This is a genomic window from Arthrobacter sp. 10N43, assembly GCF_056394525.1.
The window spans coordinates 16,079-31,734 of record NZ_JBFTIA010000013.1; the positions used below are offsets into that span (position 1 = coordinate 16,079).

A 15,656-nucleotide genomic window follows, 5' to 3' on the forward strand; every position below is an offset into this window, starting at 1 on the left:
GGCGTAGTGGTTGGGGGCGGGCGGGGGCCGTGCGGGGTCAGCCTGCGGCTGCTGCGGGGGTGGCTGCGGCTCGGTCAACCGCGCCGTGCGGGTCGTCGCCGGTGCGGGCCAGGCGGAGCCGTCCGACGCGCTCGCCGAGGATGCGCCGGGCCTCGCTGCCGAGGAGGTCATCGCTGATGAGTTCGTCAGCGTCCTCCAGGCTGGCGATGGTGCTGATGCCCAGGGTCCCCCACTTCGTGTGGTCGGCCAGCACCACAACGCGGCGGGCCGCGGTGACGAAAGCCCGGTCCGTTTCGGCTTCGAGCACGTTTGGTGTGGTGAACCCGGCGTCGGCGTCAACACCGTGGACGCCGAGGAACAGCACGTCCAGGTGCAGCTGCTTGAGCGAGGAGGTGGCCAGCGGCCCCACGAGGGCATCGGAGGGGGTACGCTCGCCGCCTGTGAGGATCACCGTGGACGCGGACGAGCTCTGATGGAAGACATCCGCGATCCGGACCGAGTTGGTGACCACCGTGATCCGCGGCCCGGCGGACAGCAGCTGCGCCAGCGCCCACGTGGTGGTGCCGGCGCTGAGTCCCACCGCCATGCCCTCGCGCACCTGGGCGGCCGCCTCCTGCGCAATCGCCATTTTCTCGTCCTTGAGCTGGGTCACCTTCAGCTCGAAGCCTGGCTCGTGGGTTCCGGCCCCGCCTGGCAGCTTTGCCCCGCCATGGATCTTCTCCACGGAGCCCGCCGCGTCGAGGGACTCGATGTCCCGCCGCACGGTCATCAGCGAGACACCGAGCATCTTGGCGAGGTCCGCGACGCGGACGATCCGCTCACGCTGGACCTCTGCGAGGATGGCTGAATGACGGGCTGCGGCTAGCATGTGGAGTCCTTACTGGCTTGAGTGGTTTGGAAGGCTTGACTGGTTTGATTTGCCGGCGGACGTGGCGACCAGTTGGGCGGCCCGTGAACGGACGACGGCGACACCTCCGGCCGGGAGGCCGAGCCCGCCGTCGAGCTCGGCGCCTGTGAGCAGGTCGACGCCGCCCAGCGGCAGCCGGACCTCGTGCGCCCCGTGGTTGATGCAGAACGTCCAGTCGGTCCCGTCCTTGCTGCGCCGGGCGACTTCGACATTGTCCGGCAATTCCGGCACGAGCGGCTGCACCGCGGCGTCGGCGCAAATAAGGGTCAGCAGCTCGCCCAGGCCCTCCGGTGCGAGCGTCGTGGCGACGTAGTAGGCGCGGCCGCTGCCGGCGCGGTTGCGGGTCACGGCCGGAGAACCGGCGGCCGGCCCCTCGTCCACGGCCGCAAGGACCTCAGCGGTGGTAGCCCGCCCCAGCTCGTTCCAGCACGTGCCCGCCCCGAAGCCGCTGAGCCGGACGCTTTCGCCGCCGCGCAACGGAAAGAACTCTTCCATCCGGACGCCGAGCAGTCCGCTGAACGCGCCGGGGTAGCTGCCAAGCCTGATGTGGTCATTTTCGTCCACGATACCGGAGAAGTAGGTCACCACGAGGTGGCCGCCGGAGCGCACGTACGCGTCCAGATTCGCGGCGCCGGCGTCGCTGATGAGGTACTGCATCGGGGCGACGACAAGCCGGTAGCCGGAGAGGTCCTCGGTGCTCTGGCGGAAGTCGGTGGGGATCCCGGCGCGGTAGAAGGCATCATGCCAGCGCCGGGTTTCGGCGATGTTGGAGGCATCCACGCTCGGGTGCGAGTCCAGCTCCGAGGCCCAGCGGGCATCAGTGTCGTGGAGGATGGCGACGTCCACCCGGCCGGACGCGCCTGTGACCACCGAGCCGCTGACTTCCGCCAGGCTGCGCAGCGCCTGCCCCAGCTGGACCACTTCGCGCCACACCTTGGTGTCCGTGCCGGCATGCGGGAGCAGCCCGGAATGGAATTTCTCGGCGCCTGCGCGGGAGGCCCTCCACTGGAAGAAGAGCGCGCCGTCGGCACCGCGGGCAACATGCTGCAGGGAATTACGCAGCATCTCGCCGGGCGCCTTGGCGATGTTGCGGGGCTGCCAGTTCACGGCGGAGGTGGAGTGCTCCATGAGCAGCCACGGCTTGCCCTTGGCCCAGCCGCGGGTGAGGTCCGCGGTCGCCGCCAGTTCCTGGAAGTTCCGGGGGTCCTCGGCGATGAGGTAGTGGTCGTTGGAGACCACGTCCATCTCCTCGGACCAGCGCCAGTAGTCCACGGGCTGGTGCAGGCCCATGTTGAACCCCATGAAGTTGGTGGTCACGGGGTGACCCGAGTGCGAGCGGATGATCGCGGCCTCGGCCTTGTAGCATTCGAGCAGCTCGTCGGAGGAGTAGCGGGCAAAGTCCAGCTGCTGGGTCGGGTTGACCCAGGTCCCGGAGGTGCGCGGCGGCAGGATCTGCTCCCAGGCCGAGTAGCGCTGGGACCAGAAGGCCGTGCCCCAGGCGGCGTTGAGCGCCTCGAGGCTGCCGTACCGGCGTTCGAGCCAGCGCCGGAAGCCGGCGGCGGCGCCGTCGGAGAAGTCCGGCTGGTTGTGGCAGCCGTACTCGTTGTGGACGTGCCACATCACGACGGCGGGATGGTCTTTGTACCGGACGGCGATCTGCTCGGTCAGCGCCGCGGCGGCCCGGCGGTATTCGGCGCTCGAGGCCGCGAAGGCCTGTCGCGAACCGTAGCTGTGCCGCACGCCGTCGGCCGTGACAGGCAGGGACTGCGGGTACTTGTGGCTGAACCACGGCGGCGGCGATGCCGTGGCGTTCGCCAGGTCCACCCGGATGCCGTTCGCGTGCAGCAGGTCCAGGACCCGGTCCAGCCAGCCGAACTCGTACACGCCCTCGGAGGGCTCCAGCAGCGACCAGCTGAAGATGCCCACGCTGACCAGGTTGACGCCGGCCTCGCGCATCAGCGCGACGTCCTCCTCCCAGGTCTCCTCGGGCCATTGTTCCGGGTTGTAGTCCCCGCCGAAGGCCAGCATTGGGGCGCCGTCGGCGCCGAGTCGGGCGGTGATGTAGTCCATGGCGTTGTTGGGGTTGGAGCTGTTGTCCACGTTTATCCTTTGCTGGAGCCGAGGGTCAGGCCCGCCACGAAATGGCGCTGCAGGAGCAGGTAGATGATCAGGGCCGGAACGGCCGTGATCATGGCGCCGGCGGCGATCAGGTTGTAGTTGGAGAGGAACTGGCCCTGGAGGTTGTTGATGGCGGTGGTCACCGGAAGACGGTCACCGCTCTGGATGAACAGCAGGGGCCAGAAGAAGTCGTTGTAAATGAAGATCACTTCGAGCGTGCCCATGGCGGCCAGCGCCGGGCGGCACAGCGGCAGGATGATGTCCCAGTACTGGCGCCAGACGCCGGCACCGTCCACCAGGGCCGCCTCGGTCAGTTCGGGGGACAGGGCCTTCATGTAGTTCGAGAGCACGAAGGTCACGAAGCCGATCTGGAAGGCCGTGTCCACGGCGATCACGCTGATGTAGGTGTTGAGCAGGTTCCCGGAGTCGCTGAAGGCGTACGGCAGCTCGAAGTGCTTGAACATTTCAAAGAGCGGCGCCGCGAGCACCTGCGGGGGAAGCAGGTTTCCGGCCGTGAACATGATCAGCAGGGTGATGTTGAACTTCCAGCTCACCCTACTCACGGCGAACGCCATCATGGAGGCGAAGAACAGGATCAGGAACACGGACGGGACGGTGATCAGCACGGAGTTCCAGAACAGCTTGGCAAACCCGCCCTGCGTCCAGGCCTGGGTGAAGTTGTCGAAGTTGAAGGCCCCGCCGGTGCTGAAGTAGCCGTACTTGTCCGTGTCCGCCTTGGGCCGCAGGGCGGTGAAAATGGCCCAGCCCAGGGGGACCAGCCAGATCGCCGCCATGACGGTGAGGAAGATGTGGGTGCCGTAGTGCCGCTTGCCCTGCTTGTTCTTGGCCGGACGGCCGGGGCCGGTCCTGCCCGCGCCCGAGCTGCGCTGCCGGGCGTCCGCCGGGGTGCCGGCTGCGGCGTCGGTGGGATGGGCGATGCTCATGCCTCTTTGTCCTTTCCGAACGCGCGGGAGAGGTAGAACGTGATGGGGATCAGCGAGATGACCAGCAGGATGACGGCCAGCGCGGAGCCGATGCCGATCACCTGGCCCTCGCCCACAAGATTCTGGATGACCAGGGCGCTGATGAGTTCCAGGCCGTTGGTGCCGCGGTTGATCACGTAGACGATGTCGAAGGCCCGGAGGGATTCGATGACGGTGATGACGATGATGATGACGTTGACCGGGCGCATGGCCGGGAAGATCACCCGGAAGAAGGTCTGCACCGCATTGGCACCGTCAATCTGGGCCGCCTCGCGCAGGGTCGGGTCCACTCCCTTGAGCCCGGCCAAGTACAGGATCATGACGTAGCCGGCGTGCCGCCAGGTGGCGGCGAAGAGGGCGGCCCAGATATTGACGCTGGAGTCCCCGAACCAGTCGACGGCCTGCGGTGTACCCGCCGTGCCGAGGACGAAGTTCAACAGGCCGCTGTCACGGTTGTAGAACAGCTGCCAGATGATCCCGATCAGGGCCAGGGACAGCATCACCGGGGCGAAGAAGATGCTCTGGTAGATCCTGGTGCCGCGGATGTTCTGGTCCAGGAGCACGGCCAACAGCAGCCCCAGCGGAGTGGCCACAAGTGCCAGGAATGCCAGCCACAGCACGTTGTGCTGCACGGCCGGCCAAAACGGGGGGTAGTCCTGGGCGACGAACTGGTAGTTCTCGACGCCGGCGGGTTTGATGTCGGTCAGCTCCAGCCCGTTCCAGCGGGTGAAGGACAGCCCGACCGACATGAGCGTGGGGATCCAGACCAACACGAGCTGGATCAGCGTGGGGACGCCCACCATCATGCCGAGCACCACTTTGTCGCGGCGGGACAGCCGCCGAACCCGCCGCGCGGGGGCGGCGACTGCTTTGCGCCCCCGCGCGGACGGACTGGTAGAGACACTCATGGAGATTCCTTGCCTTGGGACATGCAGGGTGAAATGCGGTTGAAATGCGGGCAGATACGCCGCTACTGCGCGGCGTACAGGGACTTGGCCTGGGCTTCCAGGTTCTTCACATCCACGTTGCCGTCCTTGATGAAGGACTGCAGGGCCGGGATCATCACGTTGTTGGCCATGGCGGGCAGGGCATCGCGGTCGAAGAACTGGCTGATGTTCTTGGCGCCGCTGATGGCCTCGGCCAGTTTCTTGTTCAGGGGAGTGAACTTGGAGGTGTCCGCGCCCTTGGCGGTGGCGATGTTGGACGAGTCCACGGAGGCGTACACGTCCTGCCCCTCCGGAGTGCCGACGTAGGCCAGGAAGTCCCGGGCGGCCTGGTTCTGGCCGCCCTTCTTGGAGAGCAGGAGGCCGTCGATCGGTGCCTCGATGGCGTCCTGGCCTTCCACCGCGACCTCGGGGAACGGGAAGAAATCGATGTCGTCGGCGATTGCCTTGTCCGTGTACTGCTGGGTGAGGAAGGATCCGAGCAGGTACATGCCGGACTTCTTGTCCGCCAGGGACTTCGCCGAGTCCTGCCAGGTCATGCCGAGGGCGTTCGGGTTCTGGTAGGGCAGCAGGGCTTTCCAGGTGTCAAAGACATCGCTGACCTTCTTCTGGTCCCAGCTTTCCCGGTGCGCGGTCAGGTCCATGTGGAACTGGTAGCCGTTCAGGCGCATGTTCAGGTAGTCGAAGGTGCCCATGGCGGGCCAGCCGTCCTTGTCCGCGAACTCAATCGGGATCAGGCCGTCGGCCTTCATCTTGGTGGCGAGGGCCTTCAGCTCATCGAACGTCGTGGGGACGGTGTAGCCCTTCTCCGCCCAGAGGCTCTTCCGGTAGAAGAAGCCCCAGGGGTAGTTGTAGTTCGGGATCAGGTACATCTTCCCGTCGGCGCCCGTGGACGCCTTCTTCAGGGCGTCCGAGTAGTTTCCGCCGACCTTTTCCCAGACATCGTCGATCGGGGCCAGCAGTCCCTTGCCGGCGTAGTACTGCATGCGGTAGCCGGCGAACCACGTGAACGAATCGTCCGGGCTGCCCTGGAGGTAGGTGTTGATCTTGTTCTGGAAGTCGTTGTGCGCCACCACGTTGGTGGTGATGGCGACGCCGGACTTCTTCTGGAAAGCATCGGTCACCGCCTTGTAGGCGGCCTTGGGGACCTCGTCCGAGGATCCTGAGCCGAAGGTAGCCGTGTTGGATCCGCTGCTGGCAGGGGCGCTGCCGCCCGTGCAGGCTGTGAGCAGCGGAATGCCGGCCATCGCGACTGCTCCGGCGCCGAATGTCTTCAGCAGCGTCCTCCGGTCCCACCCGCCTTGGCTGGAGGCCCGAAGCAGTGCGTCTTCATGCATGGTCATAATTTCTCCTTTGAAATAACGCGGGTGGCGTGAAGCAGCTCACATGATTAGCAATCATAATCGCACAATAAAGAACGTCAAGTAGCAAAAAAGAACATTGCGGCTTATCCGTTGACTTAGTGTTGACCCGCTCTTAGCGTTAAGCCCCTCAGGGTGCCGACGTGGTCCGCCGGCCGGCGGTGGTGCCCGGATCCGCGGAAACATGGCGAAAACCCAGGTGCACCCATGAAGATCAAGGCCACAGCCGCCGCCACGCTGCTCATCCTGCTGTTCCTGGGGGGACTGCTCGGCGGCGCCTCCGCGCCGGCGTCGGCCGAGGGGGCCACCTATTACGTGAGCGCGGACGGCAATGACGCCAACGACGGGACATCGCCGCAGACCGCCTGGGAAACCATCGACAAGGTCAATGCGACCATACTGCGGCCCGGGGACTCGGTCAGCTTCCGCCGCGGCGACGTCTTCTCCGGGGGGCTGGTGGTCGGAAACAGCGGCGCCGGCCGGCTCAGGATCACCCTGAATGCCTACGGAAGCGGCGATCCGCCCGCCGTAACCGGAGGGCTTGCGGGCACCTGCGTCAGGCTCGACGGCGACTACATCACCGTGGATGGCCTGCGGGCCGATTCGTGCGGCTATGCGGGGTTCAGTATCTACGGCGACCACGGATCCGTGCGGAACTCCGCAGCGAAGAACAATGCCGCGGGGATCAAGGTGAGCGAGGGTTCCGACTTCGGCACCTATGCCAACAACACCCTGGCGGATAACAACATCATGAACGTCAACACCCCGGGGGCGGGGTGCGGCACCGCGACCGCCGTGCAGTGCAACGATGATTCGGGCGCCTTCGGCTTCCTGATCAACGGCAGTGACAACGAGTTCTCCGGCAACACCATCACCGGCTCCACCGCCTTGTCCTACGACTTCGGCCACGACGGCAGCGCGTTCGAGATTTTCAACGGCAACCGGAACAGGATCCACCACAACGTGGCGGTGGACAACAACGTCTTCTCCGAGCTGGGGCGCGGACCCGGCGGAACCGCGGACGGCAACACCTACAGCTACAACCTGGTCCGGTCCACCTGCGGCCCCAACTGCTCCCAGGCCATGGGCCTGATCGCGCGCGGCAGGACATCGTCTTTCGGTCCGACCAACGGCACCACCTTCGAATACAACACCGTCTGGCTGGACGGGCCGGACACCCAGGCCGTCGTCTGCCACGCCTCATGCCCGTCCTCGACCGTCATCCGGGGAAACATCCTCGTCGCGGTCCGCAATGCCCTGTGGATGGACGGCACCGGCTGGACCGAGGGGCAGAATGTCCTCAACGGCCCCACCAACATCGTCCCCAGCGCTACCTCCACCACTGATCCGGCCGAGTTTGTGAATGCCCCCGCCGACCTCCACCTTTCCAGCACGAGTCCGGCCATCGACCGTGCCGGGAACAGCCCCTTCCCCGCGGATCTGGACGGCCTGCCGGCCAACCAGAAGGGCGACTGCCAGGGCGGCGGCGCGGCCGATGCGGGCACCTACGAGTACAGGCCGCCCGGCTGCTGAACCGCATGCGCCGGCCGACGGCTCCGGTGGCGTGAGGCGGGTGCGGCCGCGGGCCCATCCTTGACAAACAACAACTGAACCGGTTTAGTAGTAGAAATCACTTAACCGGTTCAGTGCAGGAAGCTGCCTCAGGACCACGTCCGAAAGGAACGGCCCATGGCAGTCACCATCAGCGACGTCGCCCAGGCGGCCGGCGTCAGCAAGGGTGCCGTGTCCTATGCCCTCAACGGTCAGCCCGGGGTCAGCCCGGACACCCGGGAGCGTATCCTCAAGGTCGCCAAGGACCTCGGCTGGAAGCCGAACCTCCGGGCGAAGGGGCTGTCCTCGGCCAAGGCTTACGCACTGGGCCTCGTGGTGGCCCGGGACCCTTCCCTGCTGGGTACGGACCCGTTCTTCCCGGCCGTCATCGCCGGGATCGAGACCGCGCTCGCCGAGCACGACTACACCCTGGTGCTGAGCGTCGCCACGGCGCCCGGCGCCGAGGAACGCTGCTACCGCAAGCTGGTGGACAACGGCAGGGTCGACGGCGTAATCCTCACCGATGTCCGCCGCAACGACTCCCGCATCCCGCTGCTGCTCGAGCTGAAGTTGCCCGCAGTCACGCTGAACCGGCCCGACGCCAATTCCCCGTTCCCGGCCGTGTCGGTGGACGAATCGGCCGGCATCGTCGCGGCCGTGAAGCACCTGGTGGCCCTCGGGCACCGCCGGATCGCCCACGTGGGCGGAGGGCAGGAGTACATCCACGGACGAAGCCGCCGCGAAGCCTGGGAAGGGGCGCTGGCCGCTGCCGGTCTTCCTTCCGACCTCTTCGCCGCAGCCGACTTCACCGCCGCGGGGGGAGCGGCCGCCACAGCCGAACTGCTCCGCCGGGCGGACCGGCCCACCGCCATCGTCTACGCCAACGATCTCATGGCCACCGCCGGGCAGTCGTACGCGCAGTCCCTGGGGCTCAGCATCCCCGGCGACCTATCCGTCACCGGCTATGACAACGCGGAATTCACCCAGTACCTGAACCCGCCGCTCACCACCCTGGCCACCGACCCCATGCTGTGGGGGCGGGTTGCGGCCCAGGTCCTCCTCAGCCAGCTGGCAGGGGCCCACCCCGGCGAGGACACCGTCCTCCCGGCGCCCCGTCTTCTGGTCAGGGCTTCGACGGGACCGGCCCCGGCCTGACCTGGTCCGTCGACCGAACCGAAAGCCCACTCCAGACCGTCATTTCTCTTCCCGCACGACCACCCAACCTGGCACGCATCCGTCAGTAAACCCCTCCCAAGGAGACGCAATGAAGCGCTTTTCAATTGCCACGCGAGTTTTGTCCGTGGCCGCACTGACCATCATGGGAGCGGGCCTGGCCGGCTGCGGCGGCGGCGCCAGCGGCGGCACCGCCGACTCGGCCACCACGGCCAAGGGCCCCATCAAGATCTGGTACTCGAACAACGAATTCGAGGTCAAGTGGGGCAAGGCCATGGTGGAGTCGTGGAACTCCGCCCACCCGGACCAGAAGATCGATGCCCAGCAGATCCCGGCCGGCAAGAGCTCCGAGGAAGTCATCGGCGCCGCCATCACCGCCGGCAACGCCCCCTGCCTGGTCTTCAACACCGCTCCCGTCGCCGTTCCCCAGTTCCAGAAGCAGGGCGGACTCGTCGCGCTGGATTCCTTCCCGGACGGCGCCCAGTACATCAAGGACCGCACCGGCGACCTCGCGGACCAGTACAAGTCCGGCGACGGCAAAATGTACCAGCTGCCCTGGAAGTCCAACCCCGTGGTCCTGTTCTACAACAAGGACCTCTTCACCAAGGCGGGCCTGGACGCCGAGCACCCCAAGCTCGGCACGCAGGCCGAATTCCTGGACACCGCCCGCACACTGGTGAAGTCCGGCGCCGCGGCCAACGCAATCTGGCCGTCCCCGGCCAGTGACTTCTTCCAGTCCTGGTTCGACTTCTACCCGTTCTACGCCGCCAACTCCGGGGGCGCGCCGCTGATCAAGGACGGCAAGGCCACCTTCGACAGCGAGCAGGGCAAGCAGGTAGCGAACATGTTCGAAACCCTGTACAAGGAAAACCTGGCCTCCAAGGAGGTCTACCAGGGTGACTCCTTCGCCGAGGGCAAGGCCGCCATGTCGCTGGCCGGTCCGTGGGCCATCGCCGCCTACAAGGACAAGGTCAACTGGGGCGCCGTGCCCGTGCCCGCCGCTCAGGCCCAGACCGAAGGCTCCACGTTCTCGGACGCGAAGAACGTCGCGATGTACTCCGCCTGCCAGAACCAGGGCACCGCCTGGGAAGTCATGAAGTTCGCCACCAGCAAGGAACAGGACGGCAAGCTCCTCGCCGACACCGGCCAGATGCCGATGCGCAAGGACCTCCCGGCCACGTACTCGGACTACTTCGCCAAGAACCCCCTCTACAAGCAGTTCGCGGAGCAGGCCAGCCACACCGTCGAGGTGCCCAACGTGTCCAACTCGGTTGAGGTCTGGCAGACCTTCCGCACCGCCTACGCCAAGTCCGTGATCTTCGGCAACGAAAGCATCGACGCCGCGTTCAAGGGCTCTGCCGAGAAGATCAACCAACTGGCAGCCCAGAAGTAGCGGGTGAACCACCATGTCACTTCGCTCAGCTGAAGGGGCGCCCGCCGCGGGGGACAGCACCCCGCAAGCAGGGGGCCGGCGGCCAGCGGCCAGGAAGCGCAAGAACTTCCTGGGCCGCCAGCCCCTCGGGCTGCTGTTCAGCGCCCCGTACATCATCTACGTCCTGGGCGTGCTGGCGTTTCCGCTCTGCTACGCCGTCTACATTTCCTTCCACGACTACTTCTTCACCGCGCCAAAGGTCAAGGTTGACCGCCCGTTCGTGGGCCTGGAGAACTACATCACCGTCCTGACGGACCCGGCGGTGCAGCGTTCCTTCGCCAACATCGGCATCTTCCTGATCATCAACGTCCCGCTGACCGTGGGCCTTTCCCTGGTCCTGGCCAACGCCCTGAACCGGGTGACGAAGCTCAAGACCTTCTTCCGTGTCAGCTACTACGTCCCGTACGTCACGGCGAGCGTCGCCGTCGTCGGCGTCTGGCTGTTCCTGTTCCAGCAGAACGGCCTGGTCAACTCGCTGCTGGGGCCGCTGGCCCCGAACCCTTCGTGGCTCGTGAACTCCTGGCTTGCGATGCCCACCGTGGCGCTCTTCGTGACCTGGAAGCAGCTCGGGTTCTTCATCCTGCTGTACCTGGCCGCGCTGCAGAACATCCCGGAGGAGCTCTACGAGTCCGCCTCGGTGGACGGCGGCAACAAATGGGTGCAGTTCTGGAACATCACCGTTCCCGGCGTCCGCTCGGCCAGCGTGCTGGTGACCCTGCTGGCCACCATCACCGGCGCCAACCTGTTCACGGAACCGTACCTGCTCACCGGCGGCGGCGGACCGGACGGCGCCTCCACCTCACCGGTGTTCCTGATGTACCAGATGGGCATCCTGCAGGGGAATCCCGATCTGGCCGCCGCACTGGGTGTGGTGCTGGTGATCGGCGTGCTGCTGATCGCCCTGATCCAGAAACGCCTCGTGGGCGGAAAGGAGGACTGACATGTCGATCCTCAACAAGGCAGCTGCGCCCAACGATGAGAACAGCGGCAGCAACAACAACGACGACGACAGTCGCCCCCGCCGGCCCGGCGCCTTCAGCCGCCTCGGCAAGCCGGCGGCAGGCGCCTCAGGCGTGGAGAAGCGCCGAAGCCTCGGCCTGGGCAGTTTCGTGCTGCTGGCCGTGGGAGCGTTCGTCTTCCTCTTCCCGTTCTACTACATGTTCATCGGCTCGCTGCAGACCTCACCGGACACCTCGGTGGCCGGGGCGTTCCCCAACCCGGCGAACCTCACCGGCGAGAACTACGCGAACATCAACAACTCCATCAACCTGCTCCAGGGCCTGATCAATTCGGGCATCTTCACCGGCGGTGTCATCTTCTTCACCGTCATCTTCGGGCTGCTGGTGGGATACGCCCTGGCGCAGATGCACTTCCGCGGCAAGGGGCTGGTGTTCGGCATGATGCTGCTGGTGCAGATGATCCCGTTCCAGCTGCTGCTCATCCCGCTCTACGTGATGATTGTGCGGGACTACGGGCTGGCCGACACGTACCTGGGCATGATCCTGCCGTTCGCGATCAACTCCACGGCCGTGTTCGTCTTCCGCCAGTACTTCATGCAGCTGCCCTCCACCCTCTTCGAGGCGGCCAGGATCGACGGAGCCTCCGAACTGCGGATCCTCTGGCAGATAGCGATCCCGCTGGTGAAGCCCGCGATAGTCACGGCGATCCTGCTGACCTTCATCGGTCCGTGGAACGAGTTCCTGTGGCCCTTCCTGGTCACCAAGGACCAGTCCATCCAGCCGCTCGCCGTCTCCCTGGCGAACTACATCTCCAACATCTCCGCGACGGCGTCCAACCCGTTCGGCGCCATCCTGGCGGGCGCCTGCGTCCTCGCCGCACCCGCCGTCGCGCTCTTCATCTTCTTCCAGCGTCAGTTCATTTCCACCAATATCGGCTCCAGCGTAAAGGGTTAATCTATGACCTCCCCCCAGACTTCAGCACTTCCCACCGTCCCCTTCACCCTCACCCGCGCCGGTGTCATCATGACCCCGGAACCGGGCAACGAATACGAGGCCGAGGGTGTGCTCAACCCAGCCAGCGGCCGCGGCCTTGACGGCGAGCTCTATCTGCTGCCACGCCTGGTCGCCAAGGGCAACGTCTCCCGCGTGGGACTGGCCAAGGTAGTCATCGAAGACGGCGTCCCCACCGGCGTCGAACGCCAGGGCATCGTCCTGGCCCCCGACGAGGGCTGGGAACGGGGCCTGAACAACGCCGGCACCGAGGACCCCCGCACCACCTGGGTGCCCAGCCTCGGCAAGCACCTGATGACCTACGTCGCGTACGGCCCGCTGGGTCCGCGCCTGGCCTTCGCCTACTCCGAGGACCTGCGCAACTGGGAGCGGCTGGGCCCGTGCCTCTTTGGCTACCAGGCCGACCTGTCCATGGACCTCAACCTCTTCCCGAACAAGGACGCCGTATTCTTCCCGGAGCCGGTCAACGACCCCGACGGCGTGCCGTCCTACGCGATGCTGCACCGCCCGATGTGGGACCTCGGCTGGATCCGCGAGGGCGAAGGCGAGCACCTGCCAGCCGGAATCACCGACAACCGCCCCGGCATCTGGATCTCCTACGTCCCGGTCGCGGACGTCGAAAAGGACATCAACAACCTCGTCCACATGGCCAAGCACCGGCTCGTGGCTTTGAGCGAGTTCCCGTTCGAGGAACTGAAGATCGGCGGCGGCCCCGCCCCGATCCGGGTGGACGAAGGCTGGCTGCTGATCCACCACGGCGTCTCCGGTGAGCTGGCGAAGTCGGCGTTCGACCACCAGCAGAACGTCAACTACACCGCGGCCGCCATGATCCTGGACGGCGAGGACCCCTCCAAGGTGATCGCCCGCAGCGACAAGCCGCTCCTGGCACCCGAAACCGAGGACGAGATGTCCGGAATCGTGCCCAACGTCGTGTTCCCGACCGCGATCGAGAAGATCGGCGAGCAGCTGTTTGTGTTCTACGGCATGGCTGATTCGAAGATCGGCGTCGCCAAGCTGGACCGGATTCCCGCCGCCAACTAGCACCGCCGTCCCCGCCCGACGACCAGCCAGCCAGCCACCAGGAGCCACCGATGACGAACAACGATGTCCGCTCAAAACTGACAAGTCGATTCACGGCCACCGCCGTGTCCGCATCGATGGTCCTGCTCCTGGTCCCGCTCGGTGCGGGTGCAGCCAGCGCGGCACCCGCACCGGCCGGCACTGGCCAGTCGGCCGTTCCGGCCGCTCCCGCTCCCGCCGCAGCACCCCTGACCAACCTCGGCCACCTGAACTTCCTGATGGACACCGTGCCGCTCTCCCCGGTGGAGGGCCACACCACCTATGAGCTGGACCGTAATCCCTCCGCCCAGGCCCCCTGGACCTACGCGGACAAGAAGGCCGACGGCAGTTACACCAGGATCGGCGGCGGCGACCTCGATCCCGCCACCGGGCACTGGAGCCAGGGCGCCTTCAACGCCGACGACATCGCCCGGACCGCCGTCGTCTACCTGCGCCACTGGCAGCAGACCGGCGACCCCGCCAGCAAGGAACGCGCCTTCCAGACCCTGCGCGCCCTGACCTACCTGCAGACCACGTCCGGGCCGAACGCCGGCAACGTGGTCCTCTGGCAGCAGCCCGACGGTACCCTCACCCCGAGCGCCAAGCCGGTGGAACTGCCGGACCCCTCCGACTCTGCCGAGTCCTACTGGCTGGCACGCACCGTCTGGGCACTCGGCGAAGGCTACGCAGCCTTCGCCAGCGCCGACCCGGCGTTCGCATCCTTCCTGCAGGAGCGCCTGCAACTGGCCCTTGGCTCGCTCAACAAACAGTCCCTCGGCAAATACGGCACATACGACACGGCCGACGGCGCCAAGGTCCCGGCCTGGCTGATTTCCGGCGGCGCCGACGCCTCCGGGGAAGCCGTGCTCGGGCTGGCCGCCTACGTCAAGGCCGCCCCCGGCGACCGCGTTGCCACGACGGCGCTGGCCCACCTGAGCGAGGGCGTCGCCGCGATGTCCTCGGGTTCCGGCACGGAATGGCCGTTCGGTGCCATCCTGCCGTGGAACAAGTCCCGGACCCTCTGGCACGCCTGGGGCGGAATGGCCCCGGCCGCCGTCGCGACCGCCTCAACGGTGCTGCAGCAGCCCCGGCTGCTCGACGCCGCGGTGAAGGATTCCGCCCAGTTCACCCCGCAGCTCCTCGCCGCGGGCGGTCCGGACAACGCCTGGAGCCCCACCCCCGGGGAGGCCCAGATCGCCTACGGCGTGGACTCCCGCGTCCAGAGCCTCGTGGCGACGGCGAAAGCCGCCAACGCCCCCGGCCTGCTGGACGTCGCCGCCATTGCGGCCGGCTGGTTCTTCGGCGCCAACCCCAGCGGAGCCCCCGCCTACAACCGAGCCACCGGCACCGCGATCGACGGGATCGAACCGGACGGCCGCGTGAACCCGAACTCCGGCGCCGAATCCACCATCCACGCGCTGCTGACCATGCTGGCGCTGGACGCCAACCCCGGGCTGAAAACCAAGGCCCGGGGCATCAACCGCACCGTCTCGACCCACGGACTGAGCGTCATCGAGGCCGAATCCGGCACCATCGCCGGCAACGGCACCGTGGTGAAGCCCGCCTCGGCCTGGACCGGGGAAGCCAACATCTCCGGCGGGGCCTACGTCGCCCTGAAGGCAGGGGGATCCCTGAGCCTGCCGCTGCCCGCAGCCGAGGAACCGCGCAATATCTACCCGATCGTCAACCAGGGGACAGCCCCCTCCGGCACTACCAGCTGGACCACGGACAAGGGCCCGCTGGGCAGCACCCGCAACGGAGGCGCCGGCGCCCAGGGCATCACCGATGCCCCGGGCATCCTCTTCCCGTTCGCGCTGAGGCGCGCGCTGCCCGCCGGGGCGGCCGCCGTCGTCGGTACGACGGACGGTGACGTTGCCCTCGACGCCCTGCTGGTCCAGCCGCAGCTCTCCACGGTCTCCGTTTCCGGCGACGCCGGTGCGTCCACGCTGTATGTCAGTGCAGCCCCCAACCGCACCGAACGGCAGGTGAACCTGCCCGCAGGCTTCCGCCTGAACCAGGAGGCGTTTGATGCCTCCGGCCGGCCCGTCACCCCCGGTCCGCAGCAGAACGCGGCCGACCGGTCCGGCCGTGTGGCGGTGGCCCCGGGCGGATTCACCTGGGTGACGTTCGTCCGCAACTAATCCCTCACCCCGCCGGC

12 protein-coding genes are annotated in these 15,656 nt (G+C 66.8%); 7 read left to right on the forward strand and 5 right to left on the reverse strand.

The features are described 5' to 3' along the window. Positions 1 to 37: 37 nt before the first annotated feature. The 5 genes from AC1DDO_RS18950 to AC1DDO_RS18970 form a co-directional block, all read right to left on the reverse strand. On the reverse strand, positions 38 to 868 hold the full coding sequence (locus AC1DDO_RS18950) for a DeoR/GlpR family DNA-binding transcription regulator (protein WP_476972504.1): 831 nt from the start codon (positions 866 to 868) through the stop codon (positions 38 to 40). A 9-nt stretch (positions 869 to 877) separates the two neighbouring features. Next, positions 878 to 3,007: a beta-galactosidase gene (locus AC1DDO_RS18955; RefSeq protein WP_476972505.1), complete on the reverse strand. Its 2,130-nt coding sequence runs from the start codon at positions 3,005 to 3,007 to the stop codon at positions 878 to 880. Positions 3,008 to 3,009: 2 nt separating this feature from the next. Further along, positions 3,010 to 3,969, reverse strand: coding sequence for a carbohydrate ABC transporter permease (locus tag AC1DDO_RS18960; RefSeq protein ID WP_476972506.1), 960 nt, complete (start codon positions 3,967 to 3,969; stop codon positions 3,010 to 3,012). Next, the gene (locus AC1DDO_RS18965; RefSeq protein ID WP_476867913.1) at positions 3,966 to 4,916 is read right to left on the reverse strand and encodes a carbohydrate ABC transporter permease; all 951 of its coding nucleotides are present in this window, start codon (positions 4,914 to 4,916) and stop codon (positions 3,966 to 3,968) included. Before AC1DDO_RS18965 ends, AC1DDO_RS18960 begins: the two co-directional genes overlap by 4 nt. A gap of 62 nt (positions 4,917 to 4,978) precedes the next feature. Beyond that, a complete protein-coding gene (locus tag AC1DDO_RS18970) occupies positions 4,979 to 6,295 on the reverse strand; it encodes an ABC transporter substrate-binding protein (RefSeq protein ID WP_476867914.1) in 1,317 nt (438 codons plus the stop codon). A 225-nt stretch (positions 6,296 to 6,520) separates the two neighbouring features. Between AC1DDO_RS18970 and AC1DDO_RS18975 the strand changes: the two genes are divergently transcribed. The 7 genes from AC1DDO_RS18975 to AC1DDO_RS19005 all read left to right on the forward strand — a co-directional run bounded on the left by AC1DDO_RS18975 (position 6,521) and on the right by AC1DDO_RS19005 (position 15,639). Then, positions 6,521 to 7,846 (forward strand): right-handed parallel beta-helix repeat-containing protein, encoded by a 1,326-nt coding sequence (locus AC1DDO_RS18975; RefSeq protein WP_476867915.1) that lies wholly within the window; start codon positions 6,521 to 6,523, stop codon positions 7,844 to 7,846. 156 nt (positions 7,847 to 8,002) lie between these two features. Beyond that, entirely contained in the window at positions 8,003 to 9,019 is a 1,017-nt protein-coding gene (locus AC1DDO_RS18980; RefSeq protein ID WP_476867916.1) for a LacI family DNA-binding transcriptional regulator, read from the forward strand. Positions 9,020 to 9,128: 109 nt separating this feature from the next. Beyond that, the gene (locus AC1DDO_RS18985; RefSeq protein ID WP_476867917.1) at positions 9,129 to 10,430 is read left to right on the forward strand and encodes an extracellular solute-binding protein; all 1,302 of its coding nucleotides are present in this window, start codon (positions 9,129 to 9,131) and stop codon (positions 10,428 to 10,430) included. Positions 10,431 to 10,443: 13 nt separating this feature from the next. Further along, positions 10,444 to 11,409, forward strand: a complete 966-nt coding sequence (locus AC1DDO_RS18990) for a carbohydrate ABC transporter permease (RefSeq protein ID WP_476867918.1) — start codon at positions 10,444 to 10,446, stop codon at positions 11,407 to 11,409. Position 11,410: 1 nt separating this feature from the next. Next, positions 11,411 to 12,382: a carbohydrate ABC transporter permease gene (locus AC1DDO_RS18995; protein ID WP_476867919.1), complete on the forward strand. Its 972-nt coding sequence runs from the start codon at positions 11,411 to 11,413 to the stop codon at positions 12,380 to 12,382. A gap of 3 nt (positions 12,383 to 12,385) precedes the next feature. Then, positions 12,386 to 13,480, forward strand: a complete 1,095-nt coding sequence (locus AC1DDO_RS19000; RefSeq protein ID WP_476867920.1) for a glycoside hydrolase family 130 protein — start codon at positions 12,386 to 12,388, stop codon at positions 13,478 to 13,480. Positions 13,481 to 13,530: 50 nt separating this feature from the next. Beyond that, positions 13,531 to 15,639 carry a hypothetical protein gene (locus tag AC1DDO_RS19005; protein WP_476867921.1) on the forward strand — a complete coding sequence of 703 codons (2,109 nt, stop codon included), beginning with the start codon at positions 13,531 to 13,533 and terminating at the stop codon, positions 15,637 to 15,639. Positions 15,640 to 15,656: the final 17 nt, after the last annotated feature.